The sequence below is a fragment of the Ensifer sp. EB106-05-01-XG146 genome (assembly GCF_058791875.1).
This window is the reverse complement of the sequence record NZ_JBYTDX010000001.1, coordinates 1,846,246-1,869,905: the sequence shown is the minus strand read 5'-3', so window position 1 is coordinate 1,869,905 and position 23,660 is coordinate 1,846,246. Positions and strand designations below refer to the sequence as shown.

Below are 23,660 nucleotides of genomic sequence, written 5' to 3'. Positions count from 1 at the left end.
TGGTCGAGATAGCGGGTGAGCCTTGAAGATCGCTTTCAGAGTTGCGGTTGCTGCCGCGTCGGTTTTGCTGTTTGCGGCGTCCGGTGACGTGGGTTTTTCACAGACAACGAAAACGGCCGTGTCCAAGGCCCACGTTTCCACGGCGAAGGCCAAGCCGAAGCCCAAGCCCAGTCGGAAGCAGAAGGCGGCGGATGAAGCCAAGGCAAAGGCTCTCGCCGAGGCTCGCCGCCCGCGGATCTGCGAGACCCGCAACGCACAGTGCAGCTATGGCGCGGGCCCCGTGGGGGAGCCGTGTTCGTGCTGGTCGAAGTCCGGTGCGCCTGATGCTGGCCTGACTGCGAGACCCTGACTGCGTTGTGGTGCCAGAGGAACGCGTCTGGCCCCGAATCTGAACGTCGACAACCCTGAGACTGCCATCGATGTTCGCGGCATCCGCGGGCGAGGGTGCGCGTCGCCGCTTCAACTGCTGTCGGGCGGGGCAAAGAAGCAGTTCACATGATCTTCCGTCGGGTGGAGGCAGAGATGATATTGCCCGTCGCCCGACGGGATCTCATCTCCATATGGGATCCAGAACAGGTGTGGTCTTGTCGCGAGGTGGTGATCGCCCGCGCGCAAGCGGACGGAAAAGCCTTGGCCCCCGCGGGTTACGTCCGGAGTGGGGATGGCTTCACAATCTCCACCGACGTGACGCGCCTTGCAGCACGCCGGAGGATAGGTCCAGCCGGTGGTCGCCTGGTGCGCGGCAGACCCCACCACGCCGAGCGAGATGGAGGCAAGCGTGATCAGGGGCAAGATTGACAGGGCGAACGTCATTGCGCACCTCCTTGGAGGCAGCCTTCGAGAAACGCCGACAGGTTGCTTGCGAACGGGCGAAACCAGTTGTCACTCCCCGATGACCGGGCCGTGCCCTGGACCAGGGAACCGCAGTGTTTCGCCTGGGCGATGATACTACGCCCCGGCCGGCATAAAAACGCTTCGGGGATGTTGTTCGATCTACGTGACGTGCGTTTGCCCGGACAGCGAACCGGCCGTGGGGCTTGATATCGAGGGGCAAGTCGACCGGCCGCTGCTTGCGCCAGCGTCATCGATACCCGCGCAACGGACAATGCTGCGAGCCGCAAGCCGGAGGTCGACAGATCTCCCTAACCGACCTCGTTCATCTCGAAGAGCGGGAGGGCGAGGCAGACCGACAGGACGTGCCATGGCTCGCCTTCGATCGTGGCGCCGTCTCCTTTATCGCGGAGCGTGAGATGGGGTGCAATGTCCGCGCATGTCTGCGCCAGCAGAGCAATCGCTTCTTCGGCAGTCAGGCCGCTCGGATAGCGGACGGCGTATTTCCTGTGGGCTGCTGTGTTTTCTGAGGTCATTTGGCCGGGCTTGGAGAGAGCTATGGCGAGGTTCTGAAACCTACATCGGGCGGTCCCGGCCAAGTTTCGATAGCTCTTCGGAGGTAGCGGCAGCAGTCAAAAAGGAATAGGCGGCAAGGGGGTACGCCGACGTCGCTCGCCGGAAGGCGCGCCAGCCGGCATCGTTCCTCGCCGCGCGGACGATGTCGCTACTGTGCGATCACCTGGTTAAAGGCGCGCCTTGCTTCAAAGCTCGAGCCAAATCCGGAGCGGATGCGTTGGATCCGCCAAGAGCTTGATGGCAAGGGCGATCGAGACGACGACGAGCAGTGGCTTGATGATCTTGGCGCCCTTGGCCATGGCGTAGCGCGAGCCGAGTTGGGCGCCGAGGAACTGGCCGACGCCCATCAGCAGGCCGACCTTCCACAAGATGGCGCCAAAGAACAGGAAGACGCCGAAGGCGCCGATGTTGGAGCCGAAGTTCAGGAACTTGGTGTGCGCCGTCGCCTTCAGGACGCCGAAACCGGCGAGCGTCACGAAGCCGAGCATGAAGAAGGAGCCGGTGCCAGGGCCGAAGACACCGTCGTAAAAACCGATCAGCGGCACCAGCGTCAGTGTGAAGACGAAGGGCGTGATACGGCGGTGCTGGTCGACATCGCCCATGTTCGGCTTCAGGCCGAAATAGAGCGCGATCGCGATCAGCAGGAACGGCAGGATCGCTTTCAGCACGTCACCGGGCACGATCGTCGCGAGCAGCGCGCCGAGCACGGCGCCGGCCGCCGACATCAGCGCCATCGGCAATTGCTCTTTCAGGTTCACATGGCCCTTGCGGGCGTAGGAAAGCGTCGCCGAGCCGGAGCCGAAGAGCCCCTGCAGCTTGTTGGTGCCAAGCGTCTGCAGCGGCGGGATACCGGCAATCAGCATCGCCGGAATGGTGATCATGCCGCCGCCGCCGGCGATCGAATCGATAAAGCCGGCGATGAAGGCGGCAACGAACAGAAAGGCGAGCAGGTGGAAGGCAAGATCTTGCAAGACGAGACTCGTGAGAGGGAGACCTGAGGGAGTTCTGCGCCTTGTGTCAGAGCCCGCGACGAAAAGCAAAGCCTTCCGTAAGGGCGTGGCGACCGCCACCAGCGCCATGGCCGCAATCGTAAGCAAGATCAGTCGGTTGCGCCGACTCGCTGGAATTTCGGATGGGAGGCTCGCCTCGCGCAAACGGTCGCCGTCGCCGTCCTGCTCGACCGTTCGCGGTGACGACAATCTTCCCCAATCGCGACATCGGGATGACGCAATCCGGTTTGACCGGTTGTCGCCGCTTGGCTAAAATTGACAGACATGCGACGGCGTCCGCTTCGGCGGACTGAAAGAGCGTCCGGTGCGGCCGACCCAGCCAGGGGGCCATCAGCCGGTGCTGTCCAGATCGGCCGGGACGGATCGTCCCAGCCGGCGCTTCGTTAAGGAGAACAACGAAGGGAGCCGGCCGCCGATGCCATCGGGCCAACACTCTGCACAGACGACGAAAGCAGGAGCCGGGCTGGTGCTCGGGCTCGGCTGCGAGCGTTGCACGCCGGCCGAAGAGGTGATCGCCCTTGCCGAGCGTGCGCTTGCCGATGCCGGTGCTGCGCCCGGCGATCTGCGGCTGGTCGCCTCGCTCGATGCTCGCGCCGAGGAGCCGGCGATCCTGGCGGCCGCTCAGCATTTCTCGGTTCCGGCCGCGTTCTACGATGCCGCCACGCTCGAAGCCGAAGCTTCCCGGCTCGCCAACCCCTCCGAGGTCGTCTTTGCCTACACGGGTTGTCATGGCGTTGCCGAGGGCGCAGCGCTGGTCGGTGCCGGTCGCGAAGCCGTGCTGATTGTGCAGAAGATCGTCTCCGCCCATGCGACGGCCGCACTTGCCGGGCCGGCGACCTTGCGCGCCGAAAAGCGCATCCAGGCGGCGGAGGCTGTCTGATGCGTTCTTGTGTTGTTGAATTGAATCAATCTTTTGCCCGGGGTTTCTCTCAAGTGGAATCCGGTTCTTTAGAGAGCGCGTCAGGCGTGCCTTTGGGTGGCGCCGAAATACAGGTGGGACAGCACGCATGATCGACGACCTCTTTGCCGGATTGCCGGCGCTCGAAAAAGGTTCGGTCTGGCTGGTCGGCGCCGGCCCCGGCGATCCCGGCCTGTTGACGCTGCATGCGGCCAATGCGCTGCGCCAGGCGGATGTGATCGTGCATGATGCGCTGGTCAACGAGGATTGCCTGAAGCTGGCGCGGCCGGGCGCCGTGCTGGAGTTTGCGGGCAAGCGTGGCGGCAAGCCGTCGCCGAAGCAGCGCGACATCTCGCTTCGCCTCGTCGAACTCGCGCGCGCCGGCAACCGGGTGCTGCGCCTCAAAGGCGGCGATCCCTTCGTCTTCGGTCGCGGTGGCGAGGAGGCGCTGACGCTGGTCGAGCACCAGGTGCCGTTCCGAATCGTGCCCGGCATCACCGCCGGTATCGGCGGGCTTGCCTATGCCGGCATTCCCGTGACCCATCGCGAGGTCAACCACGCGGTCACTTTCCTGACTGGCCATGATTCCTCCGGCCTGGTGCCGGATCGCATCAACTGGCAGGGCATCGCCAGCGGCTCGCCTGTCATCGTCATGTACATGGCGATGAAACATATCGGCGCGATCACCGCCAACCTCATTGCCGGCGGCCGCTCGCCGGACGAACCGGTCGCCTTCGTCTGCAACGCCGCGACGCCGCAGCAGGCGGTGCTGGAAACGACGCTTGCGCGTGCAGAGGCCGATGTTGCGGCGGCAGGGCTGGAGCCGCCGGCGATCGTCGTCGTCGGCGAGGTGGTGAGGCTGCGCGCAGCGCTCGACTGGATCGGCGCGCTGGACGGGCGCAAGCTTGCCGCCGACCCGTTCGCCAATCGAATTCTCAGGAACCCGGCATGAGCGGATTGCTGATTGCCGCACCCGCGTCCGGCTCCGGCAAGACGACGGTGACGCTCGGGCTGATGCGCGCCCTGAAGAGGCGCGGCGTGGCGATCGCGCCCGGCAAGGCGGGGCCGGACTATATCGATCCCGCTTTCCACGCGGCAGCGACCGGCGAGCCCTGCTTCAACTACGACCCCTGGGCGATGCGCCCGGAACTGCTGCTTGCCAATGCGTCGCATGCCGCCTCCGGCGGGCGCACATTGATCGTCGAGGCGATGATGGGACTGCATGACGGTGCTGCCGACGGCTCGGGAACGCCAGCGGACCTCGCCGCGACGCTGAACCTTGCGGTCATTCTGGTGGTCGATTGCGCCCGCATGTCCCAGTCGGTTGCCGCCCTCGTGCGCGGCTATGCGGATCATCGCGACGATATCCGGGTGGTCGGCGTCATCCTCAACAAGGTCGGCAGCGACCGGCATGAAATGATGTTGCGCGATGCGCTCGGCAAGGTGCGCATGCCTGTCTTCGGCGTGCTCCGGCAGGACAGCGCATTGCAACTGCCGGAGCGCCATCTCGGGCTCGTGCAGGCGGGCGAACACTCAGCGCTTGAGGGCTTCATCGGGGCGGCGGCCGCGCGGGTCGAGGCTGCCTGCGATCTCGACGCCATCCGCCTGATCGCGACGATTTTCCCGCAGGTGCCCGCGGCGGCCGATGCCGAGCGTTTGCGGCCGCTCGGTCAGCGCATCGCGGTCGCGCGCGATATCGCCTTTGCCTTCTGCTACGAGCACCTGCTTTACGGCTGGCGGCAAGGCGGCGCGGAGATTTCCTTCTTCTCGCCGCTCGCCGACGAGGCGCCGGATGCGGCAGCGGATGCCGTCTATCTTCCGGGGGGCTATCCGGAGCTGCATGCGGGGCAGCTGAGCGCCGCCGCCCGATTCCGTTCCGGCATGCATTTCGCGGCGGAACGCGGCGCCCGCATCTTCGGCGAATGCGGCGGCTATATGGTGCTCGGTGAAGGGCTTGTCGCTGCCGATGGCGCACGCTACGACATGCTCGGCCTGCTGCCGCTCGTAACCAGTTTTGCCGAGCGCAGGCGGCACCTCGGCTATCGCCGCGTCGTGCCTGTCGACAACGCCTTCTTCGATGGACCCATGACGGCGCACGAATTCCACTATGCGACTATCGTCGCCGAAGGGGCGGCCGATCGGCTGTTTGCGGTCAGCGACGCCGCCGGCGAGGATCTCGGCCAGGCGGGCCTCCGGCGCGGCCCTGTCGCCGGTTCCTTCATGCATCTGATCGACGTCGCAGGTGCTGCATGAGCGCACCGATCGTTCATGGTGGCGGCATCACCGAGGCCGCAACGCGCTATGGCGGCCGGCTCGAAGACTGGCTCGATCTGTCGACCGGCATCAATCCATGCCCCGTGGCCTTGCCCGCGGTCCCTGAGCGCGCCTGGCACCGGCTGCCGGATCGGCAGACGGTGGATGATGCGCGGAGCGCCGCTGCCGACTACTACCGCACCAACGGCGTGCTGCCTTTGCCGGTGCCGGGCACCCAGTCGGTGATCCAGCTCCTGCCACGTCTTGCTCCGGCCAACAGGCAAGTCGCGATCTTCGGGCCGACCTATGGCGAGTATGCCCGCGTGCTTGAAGCGGCCGGCTTTGCTGTCGATCGCGTCGCGGATGCCGACGCGCTCACGGCCGAACATGGGCTTGTCATCGTCGTCAACCCCAACAACCCGACCGGCCGCGCCTTGGCGCCGGCGGAGCTTCTGGCGATCGCCGCAAGGCAGAAAGCGAGCGGCGGACTGCTGCTGGTCGATGAGGCCTTCGGCGATCTTGAGCCGCAACTGAGTGTCGCTGGTCACGTGCCAGGGCAGGGCAACCTCATCGTCTTCCGCTCCTTCGGCAAGTTCTTCGGCCTTGCGGGCCTGCGCCTCGGCTTCGTCGTTGCGACCGAGCCAGTGCTTGCGTCCTTTGCCGATTGGCTCGGTCCCTGGGCTGTCTCCGGCCCGGCGTTGACGATCTCGAAAGCGCTGATGCAGGGCGATACGAAGGCGATCGCGGCGGGCATCCTCGAGCGTCGCGCCGGCCTCGACGCGGCTCTCGATGGGGCAGGGCTCAACCGTATCGGCGGCACGGGGCTATTTGTGCTGGTCGAGCATCCCAGGGCGGCTCTGCTGCAGGAACGGCTCTGCGAGGCCCATATTCTCACGCGCAAGTTCGACTATGCCCCGACCTGGCTCAGGATCGGTCTTGCGCCTGACGCGGCCGGTGACCGACGGCTGGCGGACGCGCTTGCCCGCATGGAGCTCTGAGGTGTCGGAGACGATCCTGCTCATTCTCGCGCTGGCGCTGGTGATCGACCGCGTTGTCGGCGATCCGGACTGGCTCTGGGCGCGCATGCCGCATCCGGTCGTGTTTTTCGGCAAGGCCATCGGCTTCTTCGACGCCCGGCTGAACCGGGAGGACCTCGAGGATGGTGCCCGCAAGTTTCGTGGCGTCGTCGCGATCCTGCTGTTGCTTGGCATCAGCGCCTGGTTCGGCCATCTGCTGCATCGCCTGTTCGCCGTCTTCGGACCGCTCGGCTTTCTGCTCGAGGCGGTTGTGGTCGCGGTCTTCCTGGCACAGAAGAGCCTCGCCGATCACGTGCGTCGCGTGGCCGGGGGCTTGCGACAGAACGGGCTGGAAGGCGGACGTGCCGCCGTGTCGATGATCGTTGGTCGCGATCCAAAGACGCTCGACGAGCCGGCGGTCTGCCGTGCCGCGATCGAAAGCCTTGCCGAGAATTTCTCCGACGGCGTCGTGGCGCCGGCCTTCTGGTACGCGGTTGCCGGCCTGCCGGGGCTTCTTGCCTACAAGATGCTGAACACCGCCGATTCGATGATCGGCCACAAGTCGCCGAAATATCTGCACTTCGGCTGGGCCTCGGCCCGACTCGACGATCTCGCCAACCTGCCGGCAGCGAGGCTCTCGATCCTTTTGATCTCAGCCGGTGCGCTGATCCATCGTGGCGTAAGCGCCGCCAAGGATGCGCTGACCGTGGCCCTTCGCGACCATGGCCTGCACCGCTCGCCGAACTCCGGCTGGCCGGAAGCGGCCATGGCCGGCGCGCTCGATCTGCAGCTTGCCGGTCCGCGGATCTATGGCGGGGTCAAGGTCAGCGAACCGATGATCAACGGTCCGGGCCGAGCGGTTGCAACAAGCGAAGACATCGACGCCGGTATTGCTGTATTTTATGGCGCCTGCACGGTCATGGCCGGGTTTGTTCTTGCAATCGCAATGATTTGATCGCGGAAGTTGACCTTCGCATTAAGACTCTGCTTTCCATATGTATTAAGATCGTATCATATTCGATCAGTTATTCTCCTGGAACGTTTGGTTCCACCGGTACGTGTTCGTCTTCCCGGAGAGAGAAGCATGCGCAAAAGCTTTCTGACTGCGCTGATTGCCGCTCTGCTGCAGTTTGCCGTTCAACCCGCGAACGCCGCCAATCTCATTGCCGATATCAGCCTGTCGTCGCAGACGATGACCGTGCGACAATACGGCGTCGTCATGTATCGCTGGAAGGTGTCGACGGCGCGCAAGGGCTATGTGACGCCACGCGGCAGCTGGAGCGCCAAATGGCTCTCTCGCAATCACCGTTCACGCAAATACGACGACGCGCCGATGCCATATGCCGTGTTCTTCAACGGCGGCTACGCCATCCACGCCACCTATGACATCAAACGCCTCGGCCGCCCGGCATCGCACGGCTGCGTGCGGCTGCATCCAAACAACGCGGCGGAGTTTTTTGCGCTGACGCGGGAACATGGGCTGAAGAACACGCGGATCGTAATTACGCGGTGACGCCTGCCTAGCCAGCCCCTCATCCCCCTGCCGGGACCTTCTCTCTGTTTTGAAGAGGAGAAGGGATCCGAGGCACCGTTTCCGCTTCATCTTCGACCGTTTCGTAAGAAGTGAACGGTAGAATGCGCGTCCCCATCTTTAACGTGACTGCTTGGCTTTCCTCGGGGTAAACCCGAGGAGAGGGCAATTCTGTCGGGCACTTGATGAGGCCGCTAAGAGCCGCTGGCGACCGTCAGTCGATGCCTGCCACATGCATCAGCCGGTCGAGGCTCGGCACGGTGACGTGGCGGCTGTTTTCGATGCGGATGACGTTCTCCTTGCGGAGCTTGGTGATCTGGCGGCTGACGGTCTCGATGGTGAGGCCGAGATAGTCGGCGATGTCGGCGCGCGACAGCGGCAGGTCGAACACGTTCGAGGTGCCGTTTTCCGGGTCGATGTGAGTCGCGATGATGTAGAGGAAGCTTGCGACCTTCTCCTGCGCGGTCTTGCGGCCAAGGGTGAGCATCCAGTCGCGCGCTTCGTCCAGTTCCTTCAGCGCCTGCTCGTGCAGCCGGTGTTCCAGCCCGGGAGCCTCGGAGACCAGCCGCTCGATGACGTTGCGCGGGAAACAACAGATGTCGGTGTCGACCGCCGCTTCCGCCGTCAGCGCGCTTTCGCGGGTGAAGGGCCGGCCCATGAAATCAGGGGCGAACTGCAGGCCGACGATCTGCTGGCGGCCATCGGCCAGCACCTTGCTGAGCTTGACGACGCCGGAGATGATATTTGCGTAGCTGTCGGTGGTTTCTCCCTGGCCGATGACCTCGCGGCCGGGCTCGATGCTGCGGCGGGTGGAGTGACGGCTGAGGTCGAGAAGCTGATCCGGAGAGAGCGTACCGCAAACGCCGCCATGGCGCGCCTCGCAGGCGGAGCAGACGGCTGGAACGTCCGAATTATGGATATCCTTGCGGCGATGTTCGTTCACGATCTGCAATTCTTTCTACCTGCATTCCATTGCTCCCTGGATGACCAAAGAGGATGCGGGTCGTTAAATCAAGAGTTGACAGGTGCTAATTCCGAAAGCGCGAAACAATGTCTCATGCTGGCTTGCGCATTGTCAATTTTAACGTGTTAATTCGCCGACTTGATCAAAATCAAAGGCCTCATTGCCGATCCGTCCTAAGCCGTTTTCACGACAGCGGAGAGACTGATGGACGACGCGCTAATCCTCAAGCATGCGAACCCCGTGCCACGCTACACCAGCTACCCGACCGCGCCGCATTTTTCCGAAGCGGTGGGGCCGGTTGACTATCAAAGCTGGCTCGGGGCGATCGGTCCGGATGAGGCGATCTCGCTCTATGCTCACGTGCCCTATTGCGACCGGCTCTGTTGGTTCTGTGCTTGCCATACCAAGCAGACGCTGCGGTATGATCCGGTGGCAACCTACCTCACGGGCCTGCATCGGGAGATTGCAGAGATTGGCGGGCGGGTGAGCCGCGAAGCCAAGGTAACGGCCCTGCATTTCGGCGGCGGCTCGCCGACGCTCGTCAGGCCCGACGACCTGATCGCGCTGAAGCGCGCCTTTACCGATCACTTCACCTTCGCGGCTGATTGCGAGATCAGCGTCGAGATGGATCCGAACGATCTCGACGAAGCGCGCCATGATGCGTTGGCCGAGATCGGTATGACGCGGGCGAGCTTCGGCATCCAGGATTTCGACCCCGTCGTGCAGAAGGCGATCAACCGCATCCAGACCTTCGAGCAGACGCGAGACGCGATCGAGGCGTCACGGGTAAGGGGCGTGCATTCGGTCAATTGCGACGTGCTCTATGGTTTGCCCTATCAAAGCCTCCAGTCGCTTGAGCGCACCATGGAGGCAGTGCTTTCGCTCGACCCCGATCGCGTCGCACTCTTCGGCTACGCCCATGTGCCGTGGATGAAGACGCATCAGAAGATGATCCCGGACGAAAGCCTGCCCGGCATCGTCGAGCGCTTCGCGCAGATGAGCCGCGCGGCCGAAATGCTGGCTGCCGCCGGCTACGGGGCCATCGGTATCGATCATTTTGCGAAGCCCGACGACAGCCTGGCGCGGGCCAGCCGGGAAGGGCGTCTCCGTCGCAATTTCCAGGGCTATACCGACGATGCCGCCGAAACGCTCGTTGGGCTTGGCGCCTCCGCGATCGGCCAGTTTCGTCAAGGTTATGTCCAGAACATGCTGGCGACCGGTGAGTATCTGCGCCATGTGGAAAACACGGGGCTCGCTGCGGTCCGCGGTTATCGCTTCACACCGGACGACACTTTGAGAGCAAAAGTGATTGCCGACGTCATGTGCCGTTTTGCCTTCTCCTTTGCTGAGGTTGAGGAAGCGTTTCCCGGGCTGGCAGGGGCTGTGATCGAGGAGGCACGGCTGTTTCGGGCGCGCGACGTGGATGGGCTGACGACGATCGAAAACGGGGTTTTCCGCCTGACTGAACGCGGCAGGCCCTTTGCCCGCTCGGTTGCAGCCACCTTCGACGCCTATCTCGGCAACGGCCGGGGCCGGCATTCGGTGGCCGTCTGACCCCATGCTCTGTCGCAACACCGTTTTCCAATTCGAAAGCCTTTGCCATCAAGGCCATTGGCTTTTGCGGCGCATTTACCTATAGGATCGCCGAGACTCGACTTAAAATATTAGAGGTATGCGCGTGACAGCTACATTCGACAAGGTTGCCGACATTATCGCGGAAACGAGCGAGATCGATCGCGAGACGATTACGCCGGAAAGCCACACGATCGACGATCTCGGCATCGACAGCCTGGACTTCCTCGACATCGTGTTTGCGATCGACAAGGAATTCGGCATCAAGATTCCGCTCGAGCAGTGGACGCAGGAAGTCAACGAAGGCAAGGTTTCGACCGAAGAATACTTCGTTCTGAAGAACCTCTGCGCCAAGATCGACGAACTGCGGGCTGCCAAGGGCTGATCGGGCTTTCGCCCGAGCCTTGCCACTCGATTTCCAATGCCGCCCGTCGCGCCCCGCGCTTGACAGGCGGCATTGGCGTTTTTACTTGAGCCCGAAACCAACAGGGTGAGCCTCAATGCTCCTTGAATACTTCCAGATGATCGACCGTGTCGAAACGGTCGATCTTTCGGCTGGCCGGCTGACGGCGCGGTCCGTCGTGCCGGAGAAGAGCCCGGTGTTCGAAGGCCATTTCCCAGGCTACCCGCTGGTGCCCGGCGTGCTTCTGATCGAGACCATGGCGCAGGCCTCCGGTTTCCTGGTGCTCGCCGCCACCAATTTCGCCGCCATGCCCTTCCTGATGTCGGTCGACGGCGCCAAGATGCGGACCTTCGTCGAGCCCTCGGCCGAACTCGAGATCGAGGCTTTCCTCGAGCATGAAGGTTCGGGCTTCGCCGTCACCAAGGCGAAGATCACCTCTGGCGGCAAGAAGGTCTGCGATGCCCAGCTGAAACTGAGAACGATGCCGTTCGATCAGGTTCCGCTCGGCGATATCGTGCGCAAGCGGGCTGGAGAAGTGGGTCTGATGGCGGCGCTTTCGGCGGCAGCCGGTTCGGAGAAGTAAGATGAGCAAATCTGCAAACGACGTTGTCATTACCGGCGTCGGTATCGTCACCAGTCAGGGCGTCGGCGTCGAGCCGCATCTGGCGCTGCTTACCGCCGGCACGTCGCCGGCCGTGCGCGTCGAGACCGAAAAGTTCAGCCCCTATCCGGTGCACCCGCTGCCGGAGATCGACTGGTCGCAGCAGATCGCCAAGCGTGGCGACCAGCGGCAGATGGAAAACTGGCAGCGTCTCGGCGTTTTTTCCGCGGGCCTGGCTCTCGATGACGCCGGTCTCAAGGACAATCTCGAAGCCTGCGGCAGCATGGACATGATCGTCGCTGCCGGCGGCGGCGAGCGTGACATCAACGTCGATTCGCTGATCGTCGACGAGGCGCTGAAGCGCAACGACCGCGAACAGCTCCTCAATGAAAAGCTGACGACCGAACTGCGGCCGACGCTGTTCCTGGCCCAGCTTTCGAACCTGCTCGCCGGCAACATCTCGATCGTGCACAAGGTCACCGGTTCGTCGCGCACCTTCATGGGCGAGGAAGCGGCCGGCATCTCGGCGATCGAAACCGCCTTTGCCCGGATCAAGGCCGGCCAGTCGACCCATACGCTCGTCGGCGGCGCGTTTTCGGCCGAGCGCCTGGACATCATGCTGATGATCGAGGCGATCCAGGGCCAGGCGACCGGTGACTGGCACCCGATCTGGTCGCGCAGCCGCGACAACGGCGGCGGCATGATCCCCGGGTCGGTCGGAGCCTTCCTGGTGCTGGAATCACGCGAGTACGCCGAAGCCCGTGGTGCCCGCATCTATGCGACGATCGACGCGATCGGCAGCGACCGCGGCAGCCGCGCTGACGGCAAGCTCGAAGCACGCCTTGCGGACCTGGCGAAACCGGCCGAAAAGCTCGACCCGGCAGGCACCGTGGTCTTTTCCGGCACGTCAGGCTTTCATGATCTCGTCGCCAGCGAAAAGGCGTTCCTGCAGGCCAATCTGGCCGGCGCGCCGGTGCGTGCCTATGGCGGCATCGTCGGGCACAGCATCGAGGCGCAGTTTCCGGCGGGCCTCGCGCTTGCTGCACTCACGCTCGGCCACGGCGCCAAGGTACCGGCCTTCGACGGCAGCTTCGAAAAGCCGATGACGGCGGCTGCCCGGTCGGCGGTCGTGACCACCGTCGGTCATTCACGCGGCGAAGGCGTCGCGGTCCTTTCGGCCGAATAAGAGGAACGATTGATGAGCAACGCTTACAAGGATCATCTCGGTCGTCCGATCGTCGCCGTCACTGGCATGGGCGTCATCACCTCGCTCGGGCAGGGCCTGGAAGACAACTGGTCAGCGCTGACCGGCGGCGTCTCCGGCATCCGCAAGATCACCCGTTTCCCGACGGAGGGTCTCAACACCCGCATCTCCGGCATGGTCGATTTCATCGAGGTGCCGGCGGCCAATTCCGTCGAGCGCTCCTACGCCATGGCGCGCGAGACGACGCTGGAAGCGCTGGCGCAGGCCGGGCTTTCCGGCGACTTCAACGGTCCGCTGTTTCTGGCCGCCCCGCCGATCGAGCCGGAATGGAGCGCGCGCTTCGAGCTTGCCGACCGCTCGCCGCCTTCCGAACAGCCGGGCGATGCGTACAACCGTTTCCTCGCCGCGATGCGCCAGAAGGCCGATCCGGTGTTCCATGAGGCCGTGCTCTTCGGCTCGATCTCCGAGCGCCTTGCCGATCGCTTCGGCACGCGCGGCCTGCCGGTGACGCTCTCGACGGCCTGTGCCTCGGGCGCGACCGCGATCCAGCTCGGCGTCGAGGCGATCCGCCAGGGCCGCACCGATCGTGCGCTGACGGTAGCGACCGATGGTTCGGTCAGCGCCGAAGCACTCATCCGCTTTGCGCTGCTTTCCGCGCTCTCCACCCAGAACGATCCGCCGGAGAAGGCCTCCAAGCCCTTCACAAAGGATCGGGACGGCTTCGTCATCGCCGAAGGCGCTGCGACCCTGGTGCTCGAATCGCTGGAAGCTGCCGTTGCCCGCGGCGCCCGCGTCTACGGCATCCTGAAGGGCTGCGGCGAGAAGGCCGATCTCTTCCATCGCACGCGCTCGTCGCCCGACGGCGGCCCGGCGATTGCGACGATCCGCGCGGCCCTTGCCGACGCCGGCATCGACGAAGGCGGCATCGGCTACATCAACGCGCACGGCACCTCGACGCCCGAGAATGACAAGATGGAATATCTGTCGATGTCTGCCGTCTTCGGTGAGCATCTGCCGTCGATCCCGGTCTCGTCGAACAAGTCGATGATCGGCCACACCCTGACGGCCGCCGGTGCAGTCGAGGCGGTGTTCTCGATCCAGACGATGCTGACGGGCACGCTGCCGCCGACGATCAACTACCAGAACCCCGATCCGGCGATCGTGCTCGACGTGGTGCCGAACGTGAAACGCAGCCAGCAGGTGTCTGCGGTGCTGTCGAACTCCTTCGGTTTCGGCGGCCAGAACGCCAGCCTGGTGATGACGGCCGAGCCGGCTTGAGCCGGACCTGGTGAAACGAAATACCCCCTCTGGCCTGCCGGCCATCTCCCCCAACAAGGGGGAGATCGACGCGCGGCCGGCCGATCGCTCCAATAACAAGGCCCGATTTCGGTGCTTTTCGTGAAGGGCAAGGGGTGCCACATCCAATCTCCCCCCTTGTGGAGGAGATGCCCGACAGGGCAGAGGGGGGCACGCGCCGCTCTCTGTAGAATGGCGACATGCCCACAAGACGTGTATATGCCGCCTGTCGATCTGAACATTTAAAGGAAGAACCATGCGCGCCCTGCAACTGCTCGATGACCGCAAGCTCGAAATCACCGACATTCCGGAACCGGAAGCACCCGGCCCGGGCGAGGTGACGTTGCGCGTCAAGGCGGTTGCGCTCAACCATATCGACGTCTGGGGCTGGCGCGGCATGGCATTCGCCAAGCGCAAGATGCCGCTCGTCATCGGCGCCGAGGCAGCAGGCGTCGTCGACAGCATCGGTCCCGGTGTTTCAAGCGTGCTTCCGGGCCAGCTCGTCTCGATCTACGGCGCGCGCACCTGCGGCCTCTGCCGTCCGTGCAAGGAAGGCCGCGACAACCTCTGCGAACATGTCGGCGGCGTTCACGGCTTCCACCTCGACGGCTTCGCACAGGAGAAGATCAACCTGCCGGCGCGCCTGCTGGTTCCGGCACCTCCGGGCGTCGACGCGGTTGCCGCAGCCCTTGCTCCGGTCACCTTCGGTACCGTCGAGCACATGCTGTTCGATAACGCCAAGCTTGAGCCCGGCGAAACCATCCTCGTGCATGCTGGCGGTTCCGGCATCGGCTCGGCGGCAATCCAGCTTGCCAAGAAGATCGGCTGCACCGTGATCACCACCGTCGGCTCCGACGACAAGATCGAGAAGGCCAAGGCGCTCGGCGCCGATCACGTCATCAACTATCGCACCGACCGCTTCGAGGGCGTGGTGCGCAAGCTTACCAAGAAGAAGGGCGTCGACGTCGTGTTCGAACACGTCGGCAAGGACACCTGGGCGGGCTCGATGCTCTGCATGAAGCGCGGCGGCCGTCTCGTTACCTGCGGCTCCACCTCGGGCGTGTCCACCGACATGAACCTGATGATGCTGTTCCAGCAGCAGCTGAAGCTGCTCGGCTCCTTCGGCTGCCGCATGGAAAACATGGCGAACGCCATGCAGAAGATGGCGCGCGGCCTCGTACATCCGGTCATCGACACCGAAATCGGCCTCGACGAGATCGACCGCGCGCTGGAGCGCATGGAATCGCGCCAGATCTTCGGCAAGATCATCCTGAAGATGGATTGATCGACGTGCGCATGCTGATCACACGGCTGGTGCTGGCGGCGGATCGTTTCCGCCAGTGGCTGATTGCGCAGTTCGTGTTTCTGCTTCTGACGATCCTGAAGATGTTTCCCGCTGACGGCGCGATCAACTTCATGGATCGCGCCCTGCGGTTCATCGGCCCGAAGACCAGCCGTCAGAAGCTGACGCTGACGAACCTGCGCAACGCATTCCCGGAAAAGAGCGAAGCGGAAATCGAGCAGATCGCGCTCGAAAGTTGGGGCAACATGGGCCGCATGGCGGCCGAATACGTGTTCCTCGACCGTCTCTTCGATTTCGACCCGGAGCGCACGACGCCCGGGCGCATCGAAGTCTCGGGCATTCCCTTGTTCCTCGAGCTTCGCGACAATCCGCGCCCCTTCATCGTCTTTACCGCGCATAGCGGCAATTTCGAAATGCTGCCGGTCGCCGGCTCAGCCTTCGGGCTCGACGTGACGGTGCTGTTCCGGCCGCCGAACAACCCATACGTGGCCGAAAAGGTCTTCAACTTCCGCGCAGAACGCATGGGCAAGCTCGTGCCGTCGCATGCGGGCTCGTCCTTTGCGCTCGCCCGCCAGCTGGAGCGCGGCCAGGGCGTCGGGGTTCTCGTCGACCAGAAGTTCCGCAAGGGTCTAAAGACCAAGTTCTTCGGCCAGGACGTGCAGACCAACCCGCTGCTCGCCAAGCTCGTCCGCCAGTTCAACTGCGAGGTCTATCCAGCCCGCTGCATCCGCTTGCCGGGTGGCCGTTTCCGCCTGGAGATCGAACCGGCGATCGCCATCCCACGCAAGGCCGACGGCAGCGTCGACGTGACCGCTACGGCGCAGGTTCTGAACGACAAGGTGGAAAGCTGGGTGAGGGAATATCCCGGCCAATGGCTCTGGTATCACGACCGCTGGCACATCAAGCGCTACCTGAAAGACTGATTCTCCTTCGCCCGCGACCCCAGCCAGATTGCGTCTTGCGCAAGCAGGCTTGATCTTCCTGCAAGCCCGGCAACCCATGTGCCGGGCTTTGCGTTTTGCCAAGTACGCGGGAGTATCGGCACCGATCTTCCCTCGAAAACGTGCGTAAACGTTAAGTTTTTCTTTCTGCTGTTGAACGCTATCGCAATGAGTGTAAACTTATGCCTGTCGCGTGAGAAAATGCCTGCAAGCGCTTTGGATGACCCGAGCAGTGCGGTTTTACGCGGAAGTGGTGGGGGAAACGTCAAGAACCAGATCAGTGTCCTGAGCATCTACGCCTGTTTTGTAAGTGCATCGAAGCGGTTTTGCCGTGGGGGAATTGGGGTTTCGAATTGAACGCACTGATTGAGCTGTTCTGGTTCAAATATTCGCAGCTGCAGTATGCCGTTCGTACGGCAGACGAGCATTTGATCAGCATTCTGGATCGCGAATTGGATCCGATCTTGAGATCCGTCTACGACGAGAAGGCGGTGAGCGTCGAAGATGCCCGGCTTCAGTTCCAGTTCCTGATCGACATTCTGCGCGTCGAAGCCGACGACATTTCCTGCGTGTTGCGCCATTCGCAGTTGTTGCAATCGCTGATCAATCGCTACTTCGCGGCGACCGGTGCGGAGAACCTCGCCGACCTGCAACTGGAGCGCCTGCCGGCGCAGCCGAACAAGGGCAGGGCGGACGAAGGATTGCTCAACGAGGCGATCCTCGACAGCTTCCCGGACCGGCTTGCGGTGATCACGCCCGACTACCGCTATCTTTACACCAATCCGCGCAATGCCGAGCATCTGGAAAGCCGCCCGATGGACCTGATCGGCCGGCATATCGTCGAGTTCATCGGCATCCAGCGGTTCGAGCTTCGGGTGAAATCCTATCTCGACCGGTGTTTCGCCGGCGAGGTGGTGGACTACACCTTCGCCAAGACGGTCGACGCGCGCACGGTCGTCGTGCGCTGCCGGCTGACGCCGTGCATGTCGAGCACCGGCAAGCTCATCGGCGCTATTCTAGTGATCCAGGAACATGCCGACCGCCGCCGCGCGATCGCGGCCTGAGGCGCCGGTTCCGGCGGTATCAATCGAAAATGCATGAGGGGATGCGCGGCCGGATAACGGCCGCCTGACGTGTCCGTTTTGCGGCGCGCTGCCCCCAAAGGCCGGTTTATCCGACCGGCGCGGTGATGCTGCGCAGACATTCCTGCTCGAAGCCGACGTGCCGCCTGAGGCTCGTGAAGAAGCCGCGCAGCATGTAGCCGGCGGTCTCGGCATTGACCGTCTGGTCGGCAGCGCCGAGGCGCTCCAGCATTTCGGTCAGCTCCTCGGCGAAGCACTCGTCCTCGCAGTGTTCGTATTTCAGCCGCTCCAGCGTCGCGCCGAGCGTCGGATCGCCGCGGTAGGTGCGTTCGATCCAGGAGAAGACGAGGTTTTCTTCGCCCGAGTGCATCTCGCGGATCAGCGGCTCCAGCACCTTTGCGGCATAGAGGCATTTCTGCCGGTCGATTTCCGCAGGCAGGCTGTCGGCGATTTCCTCCAGGCAATTGCAGAGCGCAAGCTGCTCCTCGTGGGCGCGGGCAAGCCAGGCAAACGGCTCGGCCACGGACTCCCGCCGGGGGGCCGGGTCCAGCCGGCTGCGGATTCGTCCGTCTTCAAAAGTCTTTTTCATCGGCTTCAGACGCCAGCTCCCACGGCGCTCCCTATTGTTTGCCGAGGATGATCCAAACGAGGTGACAAAGCCTTGATCTGAATCAAGGCCGGGCTGCCCCGATTCTGACACTTTCGGGCAAGCTGCGGTGACACCCCTCGTTTGGGGGTGTTGTCGCGTGCGTTCGGATAAAGTTGGGGACCCAACCATGAAATACACATTCGAGATGATCCTGCTCGGGGTCGGTGCATTCCTGGCGCTTGTCGGCGCCGGGTTTGCCCAGGACCGGCACTTCGAAGCCCATATGTGGGTGCTGTTCTTCACGCTTCTTGCCGGCACCATCCTCCTGATGCGCCGCATCGAGTTCAGCCCGGCTTCCGCGGGCAGGGCGTCACCGCCGCCACCCCAGTCGGAGTATTTTGACGAGGTGGTCAAGTACGGCGTGATCGCCACCGTCTTTTGGGGCGTCGTCGGCTTTCTCGTCGGTGTCGTGGTTGCACTCCAGCTTGCCTTCCCGGACCTCAACATCGAGCCCTGGTTCAACTTCGGCCGCATGCGGCCGTTGCACACCTCGGCGGTCATCTTCGCCTTCGGCGGCAACGCGCTGATCGCAACGTCCTTCTACATCGTCCAGCGCACCAGCCGTGCCCGCCTTTTCGGCGGCAATCTCGGCTGGTTCGTGTTCTGGGGCTACCAGCTCTTCATCATCATGGCCGCCACCGGCTATCTGCTGGGCATCACCCAGTCGAAGGAATATGCGGAGCCGGAATGGTATGTGGACCTGTGGCTGACGATCGTCTGGGTCGCCTATCTCGCCGTCTTTCTCGGCACGCTGCTGACGCGCAAGGAGCCGCATATCTATGTGGCCAACTGGTTCTACCTCGCCTTCATCGTCACGATCGCGATGCTGCACATCGTCAACAACCTGGCGGTTCCGGTCTCCTTCCTCGGCTCCAAGAGCTACTCGGCCTTTGCCGGGGTGCAGGATGCGCTGACGCAATGGTGGTACGGGCATAATGCCGTCGGCTTCTTCCTGACGGCCGGCTTCCTGGGCATGATGTATTACTTCATTCCGAAGCAGGCCAATCGCCCTGTTTACTCCTACCGCCTGTCGATCATCCACTTCTGGTCGCTGATCTTCATGTACATCTGGGCGGGTCCGCACCACCTCCACTACACCGCGCTGCCCGACTGGGCGCAGACGCTCGGCATGGTGTTCTCGGTCATGCTCTGGATGCCCTCCTGGGGCGGCATGATCAACGGCCTGATGACGCTCTCGGGCGCCTGGGACAAGATCCGTACCGACCCGATCATCCGCATGATGGTCATGGCCGTTGCCTTCTACGGCATGGCGACCTTCGAAGGTCCGATGATGTCGATCAAGACGGTCAACTCGCTCAGCCACTACACCGACTGGACCATCGGCCACGTGCATTCCGGCGCGCTCGGCTGGAACGGCCTCATCACCTTCGGCGCGATCTACTATCTCGTTCCGAAGCTGTGGAACCGCGAGCGCCTCTACAGCGTGCGCATGGTCAACTGGCACTTCTGGCTCGCCACGCTCGGCATCGTCGTCTACGCGGCGGTCATGTGGGTTGCCGGCATCCAGCAGGGGTTGATGTGGCGCGAGTACGACGACCAGGGCTTCCTCGTCTATTCCTTCGCGGAATCGGTCGCGGCCATGGTTCCCTACTACGTGCTGCGTGCCCTTGGCGGCGCACTCTTCCTCGCCGGAGCTCTGCTCATGGCCTTCAACGTAACCATGACCATCCTCGGCCGCGTGCGCGATGAAGCCCCGATCTTCGGTGCGACGCCCGCGCTCAAGGCTGCGGAATAGGAGGGCATAGAGAATGTCCATTCTCGACAAACACGCGACGCTCGAACGCAACGCGACCCTGCTGCTCGTCGGCTCGCTGCTCGTCGTCTCCGTCGGCGGCATCGTGGAAATCGCGCCGCTCTTCTACCTCGAAAACACCATCGAGAAGGTGGAGGGCATGCGTCCCTATTCGCCGCTGGAGCTTGCCGGCCGCGACATCTATGTGCGTGAAGGCTGCTATGTCTGTCACAGCCAGATGATCCGCCCGTTCCGCGACGAAGTGGAGCGCTACGGTCACTACTCGCTGGCGGCGGAATCCATGTACGACCATCCGTTCCAGTGGGGCTCCAAGCGCACTGGGCCGGACCTGGCGCGCGTCGGCGACCGCTACTCCAACGAGTGGCACGTGCAGCACATGATCGAGCCGCGCTCGGTGGTGCCGGAATCGGTGATGCCGAGCTACGCCTTCCTCAAGGCGACGCCGCTCGATGTGAACAACATCGCCGCGAACCTCAAGGCCAACAAGGCGGTCGGCGTGCCCTACACGGACGAGATGATCGACAACGCGCTTGCCGACATCAAGGCGCAGGCAGATCCGAACGCCGACACGTCCGGCGTCGAGGGCCGCTATCCGAAGGCCAAGCTCGGCGACTTCGACGGCGATCCGCAGAAGCTGACGGAGATGGACGCGCTCATCGCTTATCTGCAGATGCTCGGCACGCTGGTCGACTTCTCCACCTATGACGACACCACCGGCTATCGCTAAGGAGACCGCACCATGGAAACCTATACGGCCATGCGCCAGTTCGCCGATAGCTGGGCGCTCCTTGCCATGACGCTCTTCTTCCTGGGCGTCGTCGCCTTCATCTTCCGGCCCGGCGCCAAGAAGGCCGCCGATGATGCCGCAGCCATCCCCCTGAAGGAGGATTAATAGAATGGCGGACAAACACGTCGACGAAATCAGCGGCGTCGAGACCACCGGCCACGAATGGGACGGTATCCGCGAGCTTAACAACCCGATGCCGCGCTGGTGGGTCTATACCTTCTACGCGACCATCGTCTGGGCGGTCGGCTACATGATCGTCTATCCGGCGGTGCCGCTTCTGACCGACGCCACCAAGGGCGTGCTCGGCTATTCGAGCCGCGCCGAGGTGAGTGCGGAGCTTGCCAGCGCCAAGGCGGCGCAGGCCGGCAACATCGAGAAGATCGCGTCGAGCTCGCTCGCCGACATCATGGCCGATCCGCAGCTGCAGCACTTCGCCGTTTCCGGCGGTGCCTCGGCCTTCAAGGTCAACTGCGCCCAGTGCCACGGCTCGGGTGCGGCCGGTTCTGCCGGCTTCCCGAACCTGAACGACGACGACTGGCTCTGGGGCGGCAAGCCCGAAGAGATCTACCAGACGATCGCCCACGGCATCCGCTATAACGGCGACGACGACACCCGCGTCTCGGAAATGCCGTCCTTCGCGGAAATCCTGCAGCCGGAAGAGATCAAGCAGACGGCGGCCTATGTCGTCAGCCTCACCGGCACGCCGTCGGATGCCTCCATGGTAGAGCCGGGCAAGGCGCTGTTTGAGGCAAACTGCGCCTCCTGCCACGGTGCCGACGCCAAGGGCAACCGCGAGTTCGGCGCGCCCAACCTTGCCGATGCGCTGTGGCTCAACGGCTCGAGCGAACAGGCGATCGTCGCCCAGATGAAGGCGCCCAAGCACGGCGTCATGCCCGCCTGGCTGCCGCGCCTCGGCGACACCACCGTCAAGCAGCTCGCCATCTTCGTGCATTCGCTGGGTGGCGGCGAATAAGAGGAACGAGGGGCTTGCGGACCTGCCACGCATCCGTAGGTGATGGTGGCGCCCCTCATTCGCCTGCTGGCCCTTCTCCCCGCCAGGCGGGGAGAAGGGCGCAAGCCGCGCTAGCCTCGCCAGGTTAAAAGTATGGTTGGCGATGGAGCCGCCCATCACGTTCTTGAGTGGGCTACCGCTCAGACTTTTCAGGCTTGATGCCGGGCGGGTGACCCCAGCGTTCCTCTCCCCGCCAGGCGGGGAGAGATGTCCGGCAGGACAGTGAGGGGCAGCTCTCATCCATCCAGTCGAAAAGGCCGCGCCAAAGGGCGCGGCCTTTTTCATCTGGAGACGTTTCGTCATTGAGGGGAAATGTCAATGAATTGGCCGACGTGTCCTCTCAAGATCTCGCCTTTTCGCCGACACGCCTTCGCAACGAAACCACGGCCAGCGTCGCCATGATCGCGATGGCGACGGCGCAAACGGCGGCGGCTGCGTTGAAGCCGGTCATGAAGGCGGCCTGGGCTTGCTCCAGCATGCCCGCCGGTAGCTCGGTCGCGACGGATACGGCGCCGGCGAGGCTGTCCGACAGCCTGTCGCCGATCTCGCCGGGGATCAGCGTCTGGCCGGCCATTTCGATGCGGTAGACGGCGGTGGTCAGGCTGCCGAGCGTGGCGATGCCGACGGCAAGGCCGAGTTCCTGCACCACTTCGGAGAGGGCCGAGGCCGAACCGGCCTTTTCGGCGGGCGCTGCACTGACGACGAGATCGGTGCCAAGCGCGGCAATGGTTCCAAGGCCGAGATAGACGAGCGCAAATGCGGCGGTTACCAGCCCGACCCCGTATGGCGTATGGCCGAGCTGGGCGAGCAGGAGGTAGCCGACCACCGAGAGCGCCAGCGCCGCTGCGATCACGGGGCCGGGGCCGAAGCGCCTGGCGATGAGCGGTGCGGTGATGCCGGCCAAAAGCATGGCGAGCGCCGAGGGGCCCATTCTCAGGCCCGCCGACAGCGGAGAAAGCCCGACGACGAGCTGCAGATACTGGGTGACGAGCAGCATCGTGCCGCCGACAGCCGTCAGGCCGATCAGGAGGATCAACAGCGCGGTGCGGAAGGCGCGGTCGGAGAAGAGCTCGAGGTCGATCAGCGGGCTTCGAAGCCGGCGTTGTCGCCGGATGAAGAGGAGCGTGGCGACGAGGCCGACGGTCAGGCCGAGCGTGGCGCCGCGCCCAAGGCCATCCTTGGCGATCTGCTTGATGCCGTAGACGATGGGCAGCAGCCCCGCCAGCGACAGCGCCACACTGGCCATGTCCAGGCGGTCCGATTGCGGGGCACGATATTCCGGCAGCAGAAACGGCGCGACGATGAGCAGCAGCCCGACGATCGGCAGTGCGACGAGGAAGGCAGCCCCCCACCAGTAACGTTCGAGCAGGATGCCGCCGACGATCGGCCCCGCGGCCATGCCGAGCGCGAACATGGTCGCCCAGACGCCGATCGCAAGCGCGCGCTGGTGCGGGTTCAGGAACATGTTGCTGATCAGCGCCAGGGTCGGCGGCATCAGCGTTGCGCCGGCAACGCCGAGTGCCGCGCGTGCAGTGATCAGCATGGTGGCGCTGGTGGAATAGGCCGAAAGCACCGAGGCGACGCCGAAGGCGGCCGCGCCCAGCATCAGGAGCTTGCGGCGACCGATGCGGTCGCCGAGCGTTCCCATGGTGATCAGAAAGCCCGCGATCATGAAGCCGTAGGCATCGACGATCCAGAGCGCCTGGGTGCTGGTGGGCTTCAGATCCGCCGCGAGCGCCGGCAAAGCGAGATGCAGCAGCGTCAGGTCGGCCCCGAGCAGGATGGTGGGGAGCGCGAGCAGGGCGAGCCCGGCCCATTCTCGCAGGCCCGCACGCGTTTCACCGGGATCGGCATGGTCGGTGAGGTGGGATGGTCGGTCGCTGAGAATTGTCAAAAGTGGCCTCCGTCTTCGCTTGGGCTGGTTGCGGAGACCACATCTTCAGGGCACAATCATCCT

Annotated in this window: 24 protein-coding genes; 18 read left to right on the top strand and 6 right to left on the bottom strand. The window is 63.8% G+C overall.

The annotated features are described in order from the left end of the window. Positions 1 to 459: 459 nt before the first annotated feature. From AC3WVQ_RS09190 to AC3WVQ_RS09180, 3 genes are all read right to left on the bottom strand, one after another. Complete coding sequence (locus tag AC3WVQ_RS09190) at positions 460 to 813, bottom strand: hypothetical protein (RefSeq protein ID WP_090293998.1); 354 nt, start codon at positions 811 to 813, stop codon at positions 460 to 462. Between the two features lie 329 nt (positions 814 to 1,142). Continuing rightward, on the bottom strand, positions 1,143 to 1,367 hold the full coding sequence (locus tag AC3WVQ_RS09185; RefSeq protein WP_110818610.1) for a hypothetical protein: 225 nt from the start codon (positions 1,365 to 1,367) through the stop codon (positions 1,143 to 1,145). 225 nt (positions 1,368 to 1,592) lie between these two features. Continuing rightward, the gene (locus AC3WVQ_RS09180; RefSeq protein WP_110818609.1) at positions 1,593 to 2,378 is read right to left on the bottom strand and encodes a TSUP family transporter; all 786 of its coding nucleotides are present in this window, start codon (positions 2,376 to 2,378) and stop codon (positions 1,593 to 1,595) included. 454 nt (positions 2,379 to 2,832) lie between these two features. On the opposite strand from AC3WVQ_RS09180, the gene AC3WVQ_RS09175 reads away from it, so the two are divergent. From AC3WVQ_RS09175 to AC3WVQ_RS09150, 6 genes are all read left to right on the top strand, one after another. After that, positions 2,833 to 3,297: a cobalamin biosynthesis protein gene (locus AC3WVQ_RS09175; protein WP_090293995.1), complete on the top strand. Its 465-nt coding sequence runs from the start codon at positions 2,833 to 2,835 to the stop codon at positions 3,295 to 3,297. Positions 3,298 to 3,427: 130 nt separating this feature from the next. Beyond that, complete coding sequence (cobA, locus tag AC3WVQ_RS09170) at positions 3,428 to 4,267, top strand: uroporphyrinogen-III C-methyltransferase (protein WP_176960267.1); 840 nt, start codon at positions 3,428 to 3,430, stop codon at positions 4,265 to 4,267. Then, a complete protein-coding gene (locus AC3WVQ_RS09165) occupies positions 4,264 to 5,568 on the top strand; it encodes a cobyrinic acid a,c-diamide synthase CobB (RefSeq protein WP_110818608.1) in 1,305 nt (434 codons plus the stop codon). The genes cobA and AC3WVQ_RS09165 overlap by 4 nt, the downstream gene beginning before the upstream one ends. Further along, positions 5,565 to 6,566: a threonine-phosphate decarboxylase CobD gene (gene cobD / locus AC3WVQ_RS09160; RefSeq protein ID WP_090293991.1), complete on the top strand. Its 1,002-nt coding sequence runs from the start codon at positions 5,565 to 5,567 to the stop codon at positions 6,564 to 6,566. The genes AC3WVQ_RS09165 and cobD overlap by 4 nt, the downstream gene beginning before the upstream one ends. 1 nt (position 6,567) lies before the next feature. Continuing rightward, complete coding sequence (cbiB, locus tag AC3WVQ_RS09155; protein WP_090293989.1) at positions 6,568 to 7,539, top strand: adenosylcobinamide-phosphate synthase CbiB; 972 nt, start codon at positions 6,568 to 6,570, stop codon at positions 7,537 to 7,539. A 129-nt stretch (positions 7,540 to 7,668) separates the two neighbouring features. After that, positions 7,669 to 8,097 (top strand): L,D-transpeptidase, encoded by a 429-nt coding sequence (locus tag AC3WVQ_RS09150; RefSeq protein ID WP_034788308.1) that lies wholly within the window; start codon positions 7,669 to 7,671, stop codon positions 8,095 to 8,097. Positions 8,098 to 8,329: 232 nt separating this feature from the next. Here AC3WVQ_RS09150 and AC3WVQ_RS09145 read toward each other — a convergent pair whose 3' ends face one another. Further along, the gene (locus tag AC3WVQ_RS09145; RefSeq protein ID WP_051659129.1) at positions 8,330 to 9,067 is read right to left on the bottom strand and encodes a Crp/Fnr family transcriptional regulator; all 738 of its coding nucleotides are present in this window, start codon (positions 9,065 to 9,067) and stop codon (positions 8,330 to 8,332) included. A gap of 216 nt (positions 9,068 to 9,283) precedes the next feature. Here AC3WVQ_RS09145 and hemN point away from each other — a divergent pair, with 216 nt between their 5' ends. From hemN to AC3WVQ_RS09105, 8 genes are all read left to right on the top strand, one after another. After that, positions 9,284 to 10,633, top strand: a complete 1,350-nt coding sequence (gene hemN / locus AC3WVQ_RS09140; protein ID WP_492382702.1) for an oxygen-independent coproporphyrinogen III oxidase — start codon at positions 9,284 to 9,286, stop codon at positions 10,631 to 10,633. Positions 10,634 to 10,751: 118 nt separating this feature from the next. Continuing rightward, a complete protein-coding gene (locus AC3WVQ_RS09135; RefSeq protein ID WP_089044188.1) occupies positions 10,752 to 11,036 on the top strand; it encodes an acyl carrier protein in 285 nt (94 codons plus the stop codon). 115 nt (positions 11,037 to 11,151) lie between these two features. Then, positions 11,152 to 11,637, top strand: a complete 486-nt coding sequence (locus tag AC3WVQ_RS09130; protein ID WP_034788315.1) for a 3-hydroxyacyl-ACP dehydratase FabZ family protein — start codon at positions 11,152 to 11,154, stop codon at positions 11,635 to 11,637. Position 11,638: 1 nt separating this feature from the next. Further along, the gene (locus AC3WVQ_RS09125) at positions 11,639 to 12,841 is read left to right on the top strand and encodes a beta-ketoacyl-ACP synthase (RefSeq protein WP_034788318.1); all 1,203 of its coding nucleotides are present in this window, start codon (positions 11,639 to 11,641) and stop codon (positions 12,839 to 12,841) included. A gap of 12 nt (positions 12,842 to 12,853) precedes the next feature. Continuing rightward, positions 12,854 to 14,137, top strand: a complete 1,284-nt coding sequence (locus tag AC3WVQ_RS09120; RefSeq protein ID WP_060520623.1) for a beta-ketoacyl-ACP synthase — start codon at positions 12,854 to 12,856, stop codon at positions 14,135 to 14,137. Between the two features lie 274 nt (positions 14,138 to 14,411). Then, complete coding sequence (locus AC3WVQ_RS09115; protein ID WP_034788322.1) at positions 14,412 to 15,440, top strand: zinc-binding dehydrogenase; 1,029 nt, start codon at positions 14,412 to 14,414, stop codon at positions 15,438 to 15,440. Between the two features lie 11 nt (positions 15,441 to 15,451). Beyond that, positions 15,452 to 16,381, top strand: coding sequence for a lipid A biosynthesis lauroyl acyltransferase (locus AC3WVQ_RS09110; RefSeq protein ID WP_034788563.1), 930 nt, complete (start codon positions 15,452 to 15,454; stop codon positions 16,379 to 16,381). 371 nt (positions 16,382 to 16,752) lie between these two features. Further along, positions 16,753 to 17,463 carry a PAS domain-containing protein gene (locus AC3WVQ_RS09105; RefSeq protein WP_034788334.1) on the top strand — a complete coding sequence of 237 codons (711 nt, stop codon included), beginning with the start codon at positions 16,753 to 16,755 and terminating at the stop codon, positions 17,461 to 17,463. A gap of 106 nt (positions 17,464 to 17,569) precedes the next feature. On the opposite strand, the gene AC3WVQ_RS09100 is transcribed toward AC3WVQ_RS09105, so the two are convergent. Beyond that, positions 17,570 to 18,070, bottom strand: coding sequence for a hemerythrin domain-containing protein (locus AC3WVQ_RS09100; protein WP_051659130.1), 501 nt, complete (start codon positions 18,068 to 18,070; stop codon positions 17,570 to 17,572). A 187-nt stretch (positions 18,071 to 18,257) separates the two neighbouring features. On the opposite strand from AC3WVQ_RS09100, the gene ccoN reads away from it, so the two are divergent. The 4 genes from ccoN to ccoP are packed head-to-tail and all read left to right on the top strand — an operon-like array spanning position 18,258 to position 21,664. Beyond that, positions 18,258 to 19,886: a cytochrome-c oxidase, cbb3-type subunit I gene (ccoN, locus tag AC3WVQ_RS09095; protein ID WP_034788365.1), complete on the top strand. Its 1,629-nt coding sequence runs from the start codon at positions 18,258 to 18,260 to the stop codon at positions 19,884 to 19,886. A 13-nt stretch (positions 19,887 to 19,899) separates the two neighbouring features. Beyond that, positions 19,900 to 20,631 (top strand): cytochrome-c oxidase, cbb3-type subunit II, encoded by a 732-nt coding sequence (gene ccoO / locus AC3WVQ_RS09090; RefSeq protein WP_034788367.1) that lies wholly within the window; start codon positions 19,900 to 19,902, stop codon positions 20,629 to 20,631. A gap of 12 nt (positions 20,632 to 20,643) precedes the next feature. Next, positions 20,644 to 20,796, top strand: a complete 153-nt coding sequence (locus tag AC3WVQ_RS09085) for a CcoQ/FixQ family Cbb3-type cytochrome c oxidase assembly chaperone (protein WP_034788377.1) — start codon at positions 20,644 to 20,646, stop codon at positions 20,794 to 20,796. A gap of 4 nt (positions 20,797 to 20,800) precedes the next feature. Then, the gene (gene ccoP, locus AC3WVQ_RS09080; RefSeq protein ID WP_034788383.1) at positions 20,801 to 21,664 is read left to right on the top strand and encodes a cytochrome-c oxidase, cbb3-type subunit III; all 864 of its coding nucleotides are present in this window, start codon (positions 20,801 to 20,803) and stop codon (positions 21,662 to 21,664) included. Positions 21,665 to 22,043: 379 nt separating this feature from the next. On the opposite strand, the gene AC3WVQ_RS09075 is transcribed toward ccoP, so the two are convergent. After that, positions 22,044 to 23,597 carry an MFS transporter gene (locus AC3WVQ_RS09075; RefSeq protein ID WP_110818606.1) on the bottom strand — a complete coding sequence of 518 codons (1,554 nt, stop codon included), beginning with the start codon at positions 23,595 to 23,597 and terminating at the stop codon, positions 22,044 to 22,046. Positions 23,598 to 23,660 lie beyond the last annotated feature (63 nt).